Raw genomic sequence first — 14,049 nt, 5'->3', positions numbered from 1 at the left:
GCAGGGGCAAGCGGCAGAAGGGGTAGCGGGCGGCGGCTGTAGCGCCGCCGCGGCAAGGCGGTAGAATCGCGCTGTCATCCAGGCAGGGCCGCCAGGGAGCAGCGCGGCCCCGAGCTATCCCGCCGGCGCCCCAGAGGGAGCCTGAGCCCGGCCCCCCAGAGGGTACCGGCCCATGCGCTCCCGGCTCGCTCCGCTGCTCACCGCCCTCCTCCTCCTGCTCGCCAGCGCCGCCGCCGGCGCGGAGCTGCGCATCGCCTCCTGGAACGTCGAGCACCTCGGCTGGGATAACGCCAAGAGCTACCCGGCCGTGGCGCGGGTCGCCAGCCAGTTCGACCTCCTCGCCCTGCAGGAGGTCATGGCCCCGGAGGCCGTCGCCGAGCTGGAGCGCGCCCTGGAGGCCGCCACGCAGCAGGACTGGGGCTCGCTGGTCTCCCACGCCGTCGGCGACGGCTACCAGGAGCACTACGCCTTCATCTGGCGGGAGGCGGCGGTGGCCTACGTCGACGGCGCCGTCGTCTACGTCGACGACCGCGACGCCTTCGCCCGCGAGCCCTTCTCGGCGCGCTTCCGCGACCGCGGCTCGGGGGAGGTCCTCGCCGCCGCCACCGTCCACATCCTCTACGGCGACGGCGTCGCCGACCGTACCCCGGAGATCCGCGCCCTGCGGCGCTACTGGGCGTGGCTCGGCGAGATCTACCCGGAGCAGACCGAGCGCCGGCTGCTCATGGGCGACTTCAACCTCCCCCCGGACCACCCCGCCTGGGCGCCGCTCAAGGAGGTGGCCCGGCCGGCGCCCATCGCCGCGGCCACCACGCTGTCGAGCACCGACGGCGCCTACGCCAGCCGCTACGACCACCTCTGGCTGCCGCGCCGCCACCGCCTGGCGGTCACCGGCCAGGGCGTGCTGCGCTTCCCCGAGCTGCTCGCCAAGACCTCCGGGCGCCCCTGGCGCCACGAGGCCGCCCGGCGACGATGGCCGTGGTCCGGCGTGGCCGAGCTGGAGCGCATCGACGGCATCGGGCCGGCACGGCGGGCGGATATCGCGGCGGCGCAGCGGGTCTGCGAGTAGCGGCGAGAGGCTCCCCAGCCTTCAAGGCCGTACGAGCCGAGCTAGGCCTAGCGGCCGGGCTCATGGGGGAGGGCGTGAGGCCTTTATAGCTCAATATACGGATATACGCATATTGACATAGAGGCATGGGGCTGCGTATAAAGGGCTCGCCATCGGCCTTGCGTGAGGAGCCGCCCATGGAGAGCCCCGCCTTCTTCCGCGCCCTGAGCGACGAGACCCGCTTGCGCTGTGTCGCCCTGCTCCAGGCCGAGGGGCAGCTGTGCGTCTGCGAGCTGACCTACGCGCTCGGCATGGAGCAGCCCAAGGTCTCCCGCCACCTGGCGCAGCTGCGCCAGGCCGGCGTCGTGGAGCCACGGCGCTGCGGCACCTGGATCCACTACCGCCTCCACCCCGAGCTGCCGCCCTGGGCCCAGGCGGTGATCGCCGCCTGGACCGACGGCTGCGCCGGATCCCCCCCCTTCAGCGACGATCGGCGGGCCCTGCACGCCATGCCGAACCGCCCCGAGGCGGCGCGCTGCGCCTAGGAGGAGCCTCGATGCACCGCCCCTACCAAGCCCTGTTCCTCTGCACCGGCAACTCGGCGCGCTCGCAGATGGCCGCCGCCCTGCTCAACCGCGACGGCGCCGGCCGCTTCCACGCCTACAGCGCCGGCAGCCACCCCGCCGAGCGGGTCCACCCCGTGGCCCTGGAGGTCCTGGAGCGGGCGGAGCTGCCGACCCAGGGCCTGTACCCCAAGGCCTGGGATACGTTCTGCGGGCCCGATGCCCCGGCGCTGGACTTCGTGTTCACCGTCTGCGACAAGGCGGCCGCCGAGCCCTGCCCGGTATGGCCGGGGCAGCCCCTGTCGGCGCACTGGGGCTTCCCGGACCCGGCCGCCTACCAGGCCGTCAATGAGGCCGAGCAGCGGGCGGTCTTCGCCGAGGTCTTCCGCCAGGTCCAGACCCGCATCCGGCTGCTGGTGAGCCTGCCCGTGGAGCGCCTGGACCGGCTGAGCCTCCAGCGCCGGCTGGACGAGATCGGCCGCGAGGCACAAGGCGCCGACGACCGCTCCGCCGTCTAGCCCGGGGAGCCGCGATGTTCGCTACCCTCGGCGACCGGATTGCCTACACCCTGCTGGGCCTGAGCCCCGACGGCTCCCTGGGCCCGGCGGTGCAGTTCTTCGTCATGGACACCGCCAAGATCTTCGCCATGCTCGTGGCGGTGATCTACGTCATGGGGCTGCTGCGGGCGATGATCAGCCCCGAGCGGGTGCGCGAGTACGTCCGCGGCAAGCCCAAGGGGCTGGCGCGCTCCCTGGCCGTGGGGCTCGGCGCGGTGACGCCGTTCTGCTCCTGCTCCTCGGTGCCGCTGTTCATCGGCTTCGTCGAGGCGGGCATCCCGCTGGGGGTGACCTTCTCCTTCCTCATCGCCAGCCCCATGATCAACGAGGTGGCAGTGGTGCTGCTCGTGGGCATCCTCGGCTGGAAGCTGACCGCCCTGTACGTCGCCAGCGGCCTGGCGGTGGCCTACGTCGGCGGCATCGCCATGGAGCGCCTGCGCCCCGAGCGGTGGGTGGCCGGCTACGTCTGGCAGATCCAGATGGGCGAGACGGCCCACCCCAAGCTCGACAACTCCCTGGCCGGCCGCCACCGCTACGCCGTCGGCGAGGTGCGGGAGATCGTCGGGCGCATCTGGAAGTGGGTGCTCCTCGGCATCGGCGTGGGCGCGCTCTTCCACGGCTACGTGCCGCAGGCGTGGGTCTCGGAGTACCTGGCCGGCGGCGAGTGGTGGTCGGTGCCGGCGGCGGTGCTCATCGGCGTGCCCCTCTACGCCAACGCCACCGGCGTCATCCCCGTCGCCGAGGCCATGCTGGCCAAGGAGGTCGCCATCGGCACCGTGCTGGCGCTGATGATGGCCATCGCCGCCCTCTCCCTGCCCGAGATGCTCATCCTGCGCAAGGTCCTGCACTGGCGGGCCCTGGCCTACTACGCCGCCATCCTCGCCGGCGCCTTCGTGCTGGTGGGGTGGGGCTTCAACCTGCTGGCTTGAATACTGACAGAAGGAGGAACGTATGGCCCGAGAGATCAAGGTGCTCGGCTCCGGATGCCGCAACTGCCAAAACACCGCGGCGCTCATCGAGGAGGTGGCCGCCGAGCAGGGGGTCGCCATCGACCTGCAGAAGGTCGAGGAGACCGCCGAGATCATGCGCTACGGGGTCATGTCCACGCCCGGCGTGGTGGTCGACGGCGAGGTGGTCCACGCCGGCGGCGTGCCGGACCGAAAAAGCGTAGCGCAGTGGCTGGAGGCCGCGCAGTGACAAGGTCGCCGTAGGCGCGGTGGCCGTCGCGGGCGCTGTCGGCCTTGCACGGCCACCGGCTCCTCCGAGGCCTCCCGTGGAGCCCGCCGCGGGGAAGGTGTACTCTATAGACAAAATGTACATCCACCGGAGGTGGCAATGCGCACGGTGAGCGCTACCGAGGCCAAGCAGGGGCTGGCCCGCGTCTTGGAGGACGCGAGCCGCGAGCCGGTCCTCATCCAGCGGCAGAAGCGCGATGTGGCCGTGGTGCTGTCGATCCAGGAGTACGAGCGTCTGACCCGCCTCAATGTAGCGGAGTTTCGGCAGTTCTGCGACCGTGTCGGAGCGGCTGCGAAGGAAGCCGGGCTAACGGAGGAAAAGCTCGACGAACTGCTCCGGGATGATTGAGCAGTCCCGGTGGGTGCTGGATACCAACACACTGGTGAGTCGGCTATTGGCACCCGGCGGCGTAGCGGCACAGGCCGTGGACCACGCCCTGGATCGGGGCGTGCTGCTGGTCTCCGACGAGACCCTCGGCGAGCTTGTGGAGGTGCTAGGGCGCCCGAAGTTCGATCCTTACCTGAGCACCGCGGATCGGCGCCGTTTCCTGGAGCTTCTGGGGGGTGTAGCGCGTGTGGTGCCCATAACGCGCAAATGCCAGGCCTGCCGGGATCCCAAGGACGACAAGTTCCTGGAGGTGGCGGTCTGCGGCGAGGCCTCTGCCATCGTCACCGGCGACCAGGACCTTTTGGCGCTTGATCCCTTTCACGGCATCCGAGTTATACAGCCGGCCCACTTCCTGACCTGGCCCTAGGCACCTGGCCCCATCACGGCCGGCCTAGCCGCGGCACTTGCCCTAACGCCCGGAGTCTGATGCAGTCCACGATCGTCCTGACTGGATGGGAAGGCTACGCATGGCGATCAAGCCCAAGCTGGGCCGGCGAGCCCGGCTCCTCCTGCTGCTGGCCGTCGGCATCCTGCTCGGGCTAGCCGCCTGGGGCATCATCAGCCGCAAGGCGGAGATGGCCGCCGCCCCCCGCTTCCAGCCCGAGCCGGTGGCCGTCCATACCGCCACCGCGAGGGCGGAGGAGCTAGCGCGGTCACGGCAGTACCTGGCGGAGGCCGAGGCCGTCCGCGCCGCCGCCTTGAGCGCGCGCGTCACCGAGCGGATCACCGGGATCACAGTGGACGAGGGCGATGCCGTGGTCGAGGGGGACCCCTTGGTCCAGCTGGATCGCGCGGCGGTAGACACCCGGCTGGACGGCGTGGCCGCGGACCTCGAGCAGGCCCGGGCGGAGCGCGCGGCCGAGGAGGCCCGCCGCGACGCCCTGGCGGATTCCGCCGCCTACTGGCGCAAGGAGCTGGAGCGGCTGCAGCGGCTGCGCGAGGACGAGGCCGTCTCCCAGTCGGCGGTGGACGAGGCGGCGGACCGGGTCAACGAGGCCCGCGGCAACCTGGCGGCGGCCCGCCAGCGGGTGAAGGCGCTCACCGCCCGCCTGGCCTCGCTGCGCGCCCGGCAGGCGGAGCTGCGCCAGGAGCGTGCGGACTACACCCTGAAGGCGCCGTTCGCCGGCGTTGTCACGGAGCGCACCGTCGACCCGGGCGACCAGGCCGCACCAGGCAAGCCCCTGATCCGGATCAGCAGCACGGAGCAGATGCGCCTGGCCTTCGGCGTCCCCCGCGCGGATCGCCCGGCGGTGGCTGCGGGCCGGACGGTCCGCCTCGAGCTGGACGGCGGCACCCGCGAGGCGACGATCAGCCGCATCCACCCCGCCCTGGACACCGCCCGCCTGGCGCGGGCCGAGGTGGACCTGCCGGCGGGCACGGCCCTGCCGCCGGGGGCGGAGGTGCCGGTGACCGTGGCCCTCCCGCCCATCGAGGGGGCGGCCCTGATCCCCGCCGACGCCCTGGCCGGCGGCGATGAGCGGCCCACGGTGTACGTGGTGCGCGACGGCAAGGCCCGGGCGCGGCCGGTGACCGTCCAGGGGCGCAGCGGCGGGCGCGTGGCCGTGGCGGGCATCGAGCCGGGCGCGGCCGTGGTGACCACGCCCTATCTCGGCTGGACCCGCCTGGCCGACGGCATGCCGGTCACCGAGGCTACGCCTTGAGGCTCACCGACTGGGCCCTGCACCGCCCCCACGCCCTGGTGGCCGTGGTCCTGCTGGTGGCGATCTGGGGCGTGCTCGCCCTCGCCCGCACGCCCGTGGACCTCTTCCCCGACACCCAGCCGCCCCAGGCGGTGGTCGTGGCCACCCAGCCCGGGGCCAGCGCCCGCGACGTGGCCAGCGACGTCACCCGGGTGCTGGAGAAGGAGCTGAGCACCCTCGACGGCATCACCGATCTCACCAGCACCAGCCGCGACGGCGTGGCCTCCATCCGTGTCGCCTTCGGCTACCACAAGCGCCTCGACGAGGCGGTGGCGGCGGTGAGCAACGCCCTGGACCGCACCACGGACGAGCTGCCCGCCGACGTGGCGCGGCCGCGGGTCTTCCCCGTCAGCGAGGCCACCAGCCCGGTGATGACCCTCGCCCTGCGCCCCGCGGCGGACAGCCCCAAGGACCTCGCCGACGTCCGCCTCCTGGCGGAGAACCCCATCCAGGACCGGCTGCTGGCGCTGCCCGCGGTGGGCGACGTGGAGGTCTTCGGCGGCCACGAGCCGGAGGTCCGGGTGGCCGTGGACCGCGAGGCCCTGGCGGCCCAGGGGATCGGCGTCGCGGCGGTGGTGGCCGCCCTGGAGGGCGCCAACGTCACCATCCCCGCCGGCCGCGTCCAGCAGGGGGGCGGGGAGTACCTGGTCACCGTCGCCGGGGAGGCGGCTACGCCGCGGGAGCTGGCGCGGCTGGCGCTGCGCCAGGGGCCCGAGGGCACCGTGCGCCTGGGCGATGTGGCCGACGTGCGCCTGGGGACCGCCGAGGCGCGCAGCGCCTACCACGGCAACGGCGAGCCGGCCATCGCCCTCGGCATCCAGCGCCCCCGCGAGGGCGCCACCCTGGCCGCCATCGAGGCGGTGAAGGCGGAGCTGCCCGCCCTACGCGCCGAGTACCGCGACCTGCACCTCGAGATCGCCGGCAGCCAGCAGGAGCTCATCGAGGTCAACGCCAGCGGCCTGCGCAACAGCGTGCTCCAGGCGGTGGTGCTCACCGTCGCCGTGATCTTCGTCTTCCTCGCCGACTGGCGGGCGGCGGCCGTGGCCTCGATAAGCATCCCCCTGGCCTTCCTGGCCGCCCTGGCCGTCCTGGGCCTCACCCCGTACTCGCTCAACATGGTCACCATGTCCGGGCTCATCATCGCCGTGGGCCTGGTGATCGACAGCGCCGTCGTGGTCCTGGAGAACATCATCCGCCGCTACCGCAAGGGCACGGACGGCAGCGCCCGCGAGGCGGCGCGGGCGGGCACGCGCCAGGTGGCCACGGCGATCACCGCCGGGATCCTCACCACCGTCGTGGTGGTGCTGCCGGTGATGTTCGCCGGCGGGTATATACAGCGCATCATGCGCCCGCTGAACCTGATGATCACGGTGACCCTCGTCGCCTCCCTGCTGGTGGCGCTGACCGTGATCCCCGTCCTGGCGGCGCGGCTGCTGGACCGGCCCCGCCAAGGCGCCAGCCCACCGGAGCGCTGGCTGGGCCGTGTGGGCACAGGGACCGACCGCCTGGCCGAGGTGACCGGCCACGTGGTGCGCGCCGCCCTGCGCCGCCGCTGGCTGGTGCTGGCCGCGGCGGCGCTCTTCCTCGTCGGCACCGTCCGCACCGTGCCGCCGCTCATCGGCAACGAGCTGATGCCGCCCATGGACACCGGCATCGCCACCGTCGAGCTGGAGACCCCGGCCCACTACGACCTGGACCGGGTGGAGGCCGTGCTCGACCGGGTGGAGGCGGAGATCTCGGCCACGCCCGGGGTGCAGCGGATCTCCGCGGTGGTGGGCTCGGAGCCGGGCAAGCTCGGCTTCGGCGCCGGCGGCGCCACCGCCCAGACCGTCAACATCACCGTCTACCTGGTGGACCGCACCCGGCGCGAGGCGGACATCTGGACCCTCATGGACCGCTGGCGCACGGCCATGGACGCGCTGCCCGGGGTCAAGGGCTACACCGTCTCCGAGTTCGGGGCCACCCCCATCTCCACCACCAAGGCGCCGCTGGATATCATCATCAGCGGCCCGGAGGCCGAGGTCCTGGACGCCCTCGGCGAGCGGGCCCTGGCGGCCCTGGCGGGCATGCCCGGGGTGCTGGACGTGCGCCGCAGCTGGCTGCGCGACAAGCCGGAGCAGACCGTCGCGGTCGACCGCGAGTCGGCCCAGCGCCTGGGGCTGTCCACGGCGGAGACGGGCCAGGCCCTGGCGGCGGCGGTGGACGGCCTGCCCGCCGGCGACCTGCGCCTGACGGGCTTCCTGGATGTCCCCATCCGCGTGGCCTACGCCGACGCCGATGTGGACCGGCCCGGCGGCGTCGGCGGGGTATACCTGCCCACGGCGGAAGGCCCCGTGCCGCTGCGCGCGGTGGCGGACACCTCGCTGCAGTGGACCCGGCCCGCCATCACCCGCGAGGACCTGCAGCAGACGCTGGATATCACCGCGGTGAACCGCGGCCACACCATCGCCGGCGTGGCCAAGGAGGCCCGCCAGCGCCTGGCCAAGCTCGACGTGCCGGCCGGCTACACCGTCGAGGTGGGCGGCACGGTCACCGACCTGAAGGCCAACCAGGGCCGCATGCGCGCCGCCCTGCTCCCCGGCTTCGGCATGCTGGCGCTGCTGCTCCTCGCCCTGTTCGGCTCCGTGCGCTACCCCCTGGCCATCATCGCCGCCATCCCCCTGGCGGTGGCCAGCGCCCTGTGGGGCCTGCTGGTGTTCGGCAAGCCCATGTGCATGCCGGCCATCATGGGCCTGATCCTGCTCGGCGGCACCGTGGTGAACAACAGCATCCTGCTGCTGGACTTCGTGCGCCAGGCCCGGGCCGAGGGCCTGGCGCGCGAGGCGGCCATCGTCGAGACGGTGCGCCTGCGGCTGCGCCCGGTGCTCATGACCACCGTCTCCACCGTGCTGGGGCTGACGCCGCTGGTCTTCGAGATGGCCGTGGGCCTGGAGCGCATGAGCCCGCTGGGCATCGCCGCCGCCACCGGACTGCTGGTGGGCACCGTCCTCACCCTCGTCGTGCTGCCCGTGCTGTTCAGCCTCCTGGACGACCTGGGGGAACGGCTGCGGGCGCTGCGGCTGCGACCCGATGGCGCCCGCTGACCCGGAGTCCCCCATCCAGCCGGCGCCGTGGACCCTGACGGGGCGCGGCGTCGTGCTGCTCCTGCGCACGCCGCCGGCGTGGGTCCGCCGCCACGCCGCCCTCCCCGAGCATCTGCGGCCCCACTACAACGGCGGCCCCGCCCTGGCGATGCTCGTCGCCTACGACGACAGCCCCGTCGGCCCCTACCGCGAGCTGCTCTTCTCGCCGGGGACCTGCTTCCGGGAGCGTCGCCACGTCATCACCCGCATCCTCGTCGACAGCGCGGCGAGCACCCGCAGCGGCCGCGCCAACTGGGGCATCCCCAAGGAGACCGTACCTATCGCCTGGTCCGCCGCCGACCGCCGGGGCGTCGAGCGCATCGGCGTCGGCGACGGCCTCCTCGAGGCCGCGCTGCGCATCAGCGAGCGCCCCGCCCTGCCGGTGAGCACCGCCCTCTGGCCCCTGCGCCTCTACCACGAGCTCGAGGGCCGGGCCTACCGCGTCGAGGCGCACGCCCGGGGGCGGCTGCGCCGTGCGCAGGCGGCCGTCGAGCAGCTCGACCCGGCCCGCTTCCCCGATATCCGCCAGGCGCCGCGCATCGCCGCCCTCGCCGCCGCGCCCTTCCGGCTGACCTTCCCCGCGGCCGCTGTCCAGCCCCTCGGCTAGCCCGCCTGCTGCCAGCGCCGCAGCTTGCGCCGCTCGAGGCGCACGTAGAGGCGCCGGAAGACCGGCAGGAGCCGCTCGAGCCGCCGCGCCCAGCGGAACGCCGGCGACGGCGTCACCCGCCGCCGGCCCCGCCGCGCCGCACGGATCAGCGCCGCCGCCACGGCCTCCGGCGACTGCACGCCGAGGGCCCGGGGGACGCCGGGCCCAGCCCGGGCGAAGAAGCCGGTATCGGTCGCCGCCGGGTCGGCGAGCGTGATCCAGCCGCCCTCGCCCTCGGCCCGGATGCCGTCGACGAAGCGCTCGATGGCCGCCTTGCTCGCCGCGTAGGCGGCGTAGCCCGGCACGGCCCACTCGGCCTGGGCGGAGGTGGTGATCACCAGCCGCGGCGGCCCGGCGGGGAAGCGGCGGCGCAGGGCCTGGGCGGCCTCCATGGGGGCGAGGACGTGGCAGGCGAAGAGCGCCTCGGCCGTCGGCGGATCGGCCTCGTGCCAGGGCTGGTAGCGGGCGCCGCCGGCGTTGGCGAAGAAGGCGTCGAGCCGCCCGAGCTCCGCCAGCGCCTCGTCGATGAGCCAGCGGCTCGCCCCCGGCTCGGCGACGTCGACCGCCCGGGTCCGGCAGGCACCGGCCGCGCCCTCGAGCGCGCCGGCGAGCCGCACCAGGGCGGCCTCGTCTCGGTCGGCGGCGAGCACCGGATGGCCGGCCTCGGCGAGCTGCACGGCCAGCGAGCGGCCGATGCCGCTGGCCGCCCCGGTGACCACGGCCGCGGCGGGTGGCAGCCCGAGCGTGGCCGAGCCAGCGGGCCTGGGGCGGGATATCACGGCTTGGCGGTATAGGGTCATGCAGATCGCAGCAGGTAGCTGACAGCACGTGTGCGGCGCGGTTTTACCATATCGGGCGCCGTCCCGGATTGTGTGGGTAACTCAGTCATCAGGTCAGGCGGCCGCTGGCCTCCATGTTGTGCCGTAGGGTGACACCGGCAGAAGTCCTGCCATGCACCGAGGCACTGGGTTGTCGAGTGCAGACACTCCTGGCTGCATCGCGTCTGACGCTTGCTAATGCGCTGAGAGAAGAAGGTCCGCAACTACCTAGCCATGCCCCATCTAGCCTGCGCCTGATCACCTTCCGGCAAGCGGCGGCGGGGTTATTCGGATAGGCACTAAGGTAGCGATGGCCAGTGGCAAGGGAGAGCGTTCTGTGTTACTTGCTTTTGCGTGCTATATCTGTGCAAAATGCTTTGAAGCTTCTCAGACTCGTAAGGCTGGTCGATGCTGGTAGAATTTACGGTAGCTAACTACCGCTCCTTCAAGGAACCGCAAACACTCAGCCTGGTGGCTACGCGCCAGCATGGCCAAGACGCTCACGGTCTAATCCACTCCTCCGATCCGAAGGTGTTTCCGGACCTCCTCAGGGGCGCTGCAATCTATGGTCCCAACGCCAGCGGCAAGAGCAACCTGATTCAGGCTTTGGGCACTCTGCGTTACCTCGTGCTGGAATCCTCCAAAGAGAGCCAGGCCGGAGAGTCGATTGAAGCCGATCCCTTCCTTTTAAAGGAAGACTCTGGCTTCGAGCCATCAGAGTTCGAGATCCACTTCGTCCAAGAAGGGATACGGTATGAGTATGGGGTGGCAGCTACAACCAAGCGCGTAGTAGAAGAGTGGCTCATAGCCTATCCGCCCGGACGTCGTGTACAAAAGGGACAAAAGTGGTTTCATAGGTACTACGAGCCAGAACAGGAAAAAACTAACTGGAAGTTCGGCGAGCATTTCCGCGGGCAGCGTAAATTCCTAATCAATACGACCCGAGATAATGCCCTTTTCCTGTCTACAGCGGCACAGCTTAACAATCCTCAGTTGATGCCTGTATTCCATTGGTTCCGAGACCGTCTAGGGTCGGTTATTACACCCTCGGGAGTGGAAGAGACCTACACCGGAAAACGCTGTGAGAATGCCGAAGATAGCGAACGAGTAATTGACTTTCTTCGGCATGCTGATCCGAGCATTGTTGATGTAAAGATCGAGAAACAACCCGTCTCTCCTGAGGTGCTACCGGATAAATTGCCGAAAAAAATCAGGGAGAAAATTAGTAAAGATCACGAAGGGAAATTTGTAAAAAATATCAATTTAATCCATAAATCGCGGCTGACTGGTGCGCAAATGCAGTTACCACTTGCGAAAGAGTCCGCCGGCACGCAGCAGCTTTTCAGGTGGGCTGGTCCATGGCTGGACATCCTGGATAAGGGCATGACTCTTTTTATTGATGAGCTGGACAACAGCCTTCACCCGCTTTTGGTTCGGCATCTCGTGCGCCTGATCCAGTCAGCTGAAACTAATCCTCATGGCGCCCAAATCGTGTTTGTTACTCATGACACTGGCATCCTCAAAGATCGGAATCTATTACTGCGTGAGCAGGTATGGTTCACGGAGAAAGGAGAAGAGGGAGCTACGGAGCTGTATCCTCTGACTGATTACAAGCCACGGAAGGAAGAAGCGCTAGAGGCCGGCTACCTCCGCGGCCGTTACGGCGCCATACCGATTTTAGATTGACCGCCTTGAAGGAATTGTAACCTTGCCCCAAAAACGTAAAGGAAAATCTGTTAACCAGCTTCGTCGGCGTAAAAAACCCCGTCGGCATGCTTCAGAGCGGTTCCTTATTGTCTGTGAAGGTGAAAAAACTGAGCCCAACTACTTTCGCAGATTACGGGGCTTCCACCGATTGTCGACAATGGATGTCAGCGTGTGTGGTCGAGAGTGCCAGTCGGGTCCACTGCAGGTGGTAAATTATGCAGAATATGCATTTAATAAAGACCGCAATTTTGATCGGGTCTATTGCGTTTTTGACGGGGATTGTGAACCAGACAAATATTATGAAGCTCTGAATCGTCTAGATAGTATGGAACTTAAACGGGTCAGCGACTATGGTAAGAAAGCAGGAAAAGCCTACGCCTACGCCATCCCCTCCGTGCCATGCTTTGAGCTTTGGCTTCTTCTCCATTACGAGTGCACAGATTCTCCCTTCGGCGGATCATGCAATGATGTAATTGATCGCTTGAGAAATCACATTCCCAATTACCGCAAGAATGACAAAGAAATTTTCGAGAAAACACAACCGGTTCTGGATGTGGCCTGCCAGCATGCTCAATGGCTGCATCAGAAGCACTCAGATCCACGGGAAGACGACCCCTACACGGCTGTCCATAAGCTAATCGAGGCCGTGATAAAGCAAGCTCAATAAATATGGGGCGTTGTTGGGCTCGAGGCCCTGCTCGCCTTGCTCCTTGAGCGTCTTGCGCCAGTTGGCCAGCTGAGCACCGTAGAGGCCCTCACGGCGCAGCCAGACGCCTTTCTCCCCGCGTGGGAGGTTGTCATACTCAGCAATCAGCCGGCGCTTCTCCGCGGCGGAGAACTGCCTGCGCGTGCGTCACTCCAGCTTCGGGTCGGTCACCACTTCGGTGTTCTCGGCCATCGCTCTGATCTCCTAGGCGCCCTGTTCTACGTTATACACGTTTCTCGGCGTCCTCTGTCGTCAGATACCTTGACACCCAGGGCCCAACTGCTGGTCACGAACTGCCCAAGCACCGACATCAACAAGGCCGCAGGCCGTATCTTGGCTCTCACGGCCTTCTCGTGAATACGACAGGTGGGAGTTAGCATACTGCCCTTGGCAGTATATAATCACTCAGGTCGCAACAGGTAGGCGGCCTCTTGCAATAGCTATCAAATTTCCGACAAGAAAATTAACAAAATCAGCAACGACACAAATATACCGATCAAAAATCGTACAGGCAATTTGCATCTCTCAATCTTAGAAACAAACGGAGACTTTTCGATGTTATCAACACCCAACAAATACGAAAGATACCATATTGCTAGATTATAAAGAAACACCACAAAAAACAATAATGCTGACGTCACCCCAAACAATCCTTCCTTCCACCATGAAATACCCCCTATTGGAAAATTAACAAAAAATCGCCCAAAAAGAAGACCAAAAGTGAGCGAACCAATAGCAAACGTATTTAAAAGTATGTTTCGGGCAATCCCTCTAAGACTGTCAAACCCAGGAAAAATCACAGATAACCCCAAAACAAACAACCCTAAAGACCCGATTAAATTCCATAGGTTAGGCCCGATCCCTTCTCGTACCGCACTCTGAAAGAACTGAGCATCAGAGGCGTACTTAGAAGACCACAACACAAAAAAGAAAGCCGGGATCGCCCATACAAAAAAGATTTTTGTAGGCTCTATCCATTTCTTTCCGGGCCAGAAATCCTCTTTCGCAAAATGACCGAAATTACTTCTAAAAAAGGCGCGAACTTTGTTAAACATACCAAGTAGCCGCTGGTCTCAGGAATCAAGCGCAAAAGTATCCGAGAAAGCCTGAATCTCTTCAGTCATGGCCTCCTCGGGCGCTCTGAAGTCCAGCGCCTTGCGCGGCCGCTGGTTTAAAAGCCGGTCGATATCGTTGAGCTGGATCTGGCTCGGCTCGCTGAGGTCTTCGCTTATCTTGAAAATCACCACTTCCCCTTGCGCGCACTCGAGCCATAACCCCGTACAAAAACCCAAGAAGTTGTACGAGGAGAAACCCGAATTATTTCTTAAATTGGTATATGACCAGTTAGGTATTGACAACTACGACCAGCCTTCTGTGTATACTTGGCAAAGTGCTCCCACGAGTTAGCCAAACTCTACTGGAGAATTAATAGAAAATTCCGAGCCCATGCGAAGCGACTTGTCCATGTCGCCTTTTTAGGCCTACACGCGTATTACGTCTTCGCTTGCCCAATTCGTCTCAGCCGATCTTTCCTGAACCGGGATGTATGTCACTCGGAT

At 67.2% G+C, this 14,049-nt stretch carries 15 protein-coding genes; 12 read left to right on the top strand and 3 right to left on the bottom strand.

The window, feature by feature from the left end:
- Window positions 1-172 precede the first annotated feature (172 nt).
- The 10 genes from CKO13_RS06425 (at window position 173) to CKO13_RS06380 (ending at window position 9,220) form a co-directional block, all read left to right on the top strand.
- The gene (locus CKO13_RS06425; protein WP_200258071.1) at window positions 173-1,069 is read left to right on the top strand and encodes an endonuclease/exonuclease/phosphatase family protein; all 897 of its coding nucleotides are present in this window, start codon (window positions 173-175) and stop codon (window positions 1,067-1,069) included.
- Window positions 1,070-1,245: 176 nt separating this feature from the next.
- The gene (locus tag CKO13_RS06420) at window positions 1,246-1,593 is read left to right on the top strand and encodes an ArsR/SmtB family transcription factor (protein ID WP_200258069.1); all 348 of its coding nucleotides are present in this window, start codon (window positions 1,246-1,248) and stop codon (window positions 1,591-1,593) included.
- An 11-nt stretch (window positions 1,594-1,604) separates the two neighbouring features.
- Window positions 1,605-2,129, top strand: a complete 525-nt coding sequence (locus tag CKO13_RS06415; protein ID WP_200258062.1) for an arsenate reductase ArsC — start codon at window positions 1,605-1,607, stop codon at window positions 2,127-2,129.
- A gap of 14 nt (window positions 2,130-2,143) precedes the next feature.
- On the top strand, window positions 2,144-3,097 hold the full coding sequence (locus CKO13_RS06410) for a permease (protein WP_200258059.1): 954 nt from the start codon (window positions 2,144-2,146) through the stop codon (window positions 3,095-3,097).
- A gap of 22 nt (window positions 3,098-3,119) precedes the next feature.
- Complete coding sequence (locus CKO13_RS06405; protein ID WP_200258056.1) at window positions 3,120-3,365, top strand: thioredoxin family protein; 246 nt, start codon at window positions 3,120-3,122, stop codon at window positions 3,363-3,365.
- Between the two features lie 138 nt (window positions 3,366-3,503).
- Window positions 3,504-3,752, top strand: coding sequence for a type II toxin-antitoxin system Phd/YefM family antitoxin (locus CKO13_RS06400; protein ID WP_200258053.1), 249 nt, complete (start codon window positions 3,504-3,506; stop codon window positions 3,750-3,752).
- Complete coding sequence (locus tag CKO13_RS06395) at window positions 3,745-4,158, top strand: putative toxin-antitoxin system toxin component, PIN family (RefSeq protein WP_200258050.1); 414 nt, start codon at window positions 3,745-3,747, stop codon at window positions 4,156-4,158. The genes CKO13_RS06400 and CKO13_RS06395 overlap by 8 nt, the downstream gene beginning before the upstream one ends.
- A 100-nt stretch (window positions 4,159-4,258) precedes the next feature.
- A complete protein-coding gene (locus CKO13_RS06390) occupies window positions 4,259-5,452 on the top strand; it encodes an efflux RND transporter periplasmic adaptor subunit (protein ID WP_200258048.1) in 1,194 nt (397 codons plus the stop codon).
- Complete coding sequence (locus CKO13_RS06385) at window positions 5,449-8,574, top strand: efflux RND transporter permease subunit (RefSeq protein WP_200258045.1); 3,126 nt, start codon at window positions 5,449-5,451, stop codon at window positions 8,572-8,574. The genes CKO13_RS06390 and CKO13_RS06385 overlap by 4 nt, the downstream gene beginning before the upstream one ends.
- Window positions 8,561-9,220, top strand: a complete 660-nt coding sequence (locus CKO13_RS06380) for a hypothetical protein (protein WP_200258042.1) — start codon at window positions 8,561-8,563, stop codon at window positions 9,218-9,220. Before CKO13_RS06385 ends, CKO13_RS06380 begins: the two co-directional genes overlap by 14 nt.
- Here the strand turns inward: CKO13_RS06380 and CKO13_RS06375 are convergent.
- Window positions 9,217-10,038, bottom strand: a complete 822-nt coding sequence (locus CKO13_RS06375) for an SDR family NAD(P)-dependent oxidoreductase (protein ID WP_207132115.1) — start codon at window positions 10,036-10,038, stop codon at window positions 9,217-9,219. The genes CKO13_RS06380 and CKO13_RS06375 overlap by 4 nt on opposite strands.
- A 447-nt stretch (window positions 10,039-10,485) precedes the next feature.
- Here CKO13_RS06375 and CKO13_RS06370 point away from each other — a divergent pair, with 447 nt between their 5' ends.
- Both CKO13_RS06370 and CKO13_RS06365 read left to right on the top strand, forming a co-directional pair.
- On the top strand, window positions 10,486-11,763 hold the full coding sequence (locus CKO13_RS06370) for an AAA family ATPase (RefSeq protein WP_200258036.1): 1,278 nt from the start codon (window positions 10,486-10,488) through the stop codon (window positions 11,761-11,763).
- 22 nt (window positions 11,764-11,785) lie between these two features.
- A complete protein-coding gene (locus CKO13_RS06365) occupies window positions 11,786-12,451 on the top strand; it encodes an RloB family protein (protein ID WP_200258033.1) in 666 nt (221 codons plus the stop codon).
- A 482-nt stretch (window positions 12,452-12,933) separates the two neighbouring features.
- Here CKO13_RS06365 and CKO13_RS06360 read toward each other — a convergent pair whose 3' ends face one another.
- Both CKO13_RS06360 and CKO13_RS06355 read right to left on the bottom strand, forming a co-directional pair.
- Window positions 12,934-13,545, bottom strand: coding sequence for a hypothetical protein (locus CKO13_RS06360; RefSeq protein ID WP_200258030.1), 612 nt, complete (start codon window positions 13,543-13,545; stop codon window positions 12,934-12,936).
- Between the two features lie 18 nt (window positions 13,546-13,563).
- Window positions 13,564-13,734, bottom strand: a complete 171-nt coding sequence (locus CKO13_RS06355; RefSeq protein ID WP_200258028.1) for a hypothetical protein — start codon at window positions 13,732-13,734, stop codon at window positions 13,564-13,566.
- Between the last annotated feature and the right edge of the window lie 315 nt (window positions 13,735-14,049).

Origin of the sequence: Halorhodospira neutriphila, from assembly GCF_016584055.1 — a bacterium.
Taxonomy (GTDB): domain Bacteria; phylum Pseudomonadota; class Gammaproteobacteria; order Nitrococcales; family Halorhodospiraceae; genus Halorhodospira; species Halorhodospira neutriphila.
This window is presented reverse-complemented; position numbering and strand designations above follow the sequence as displayed.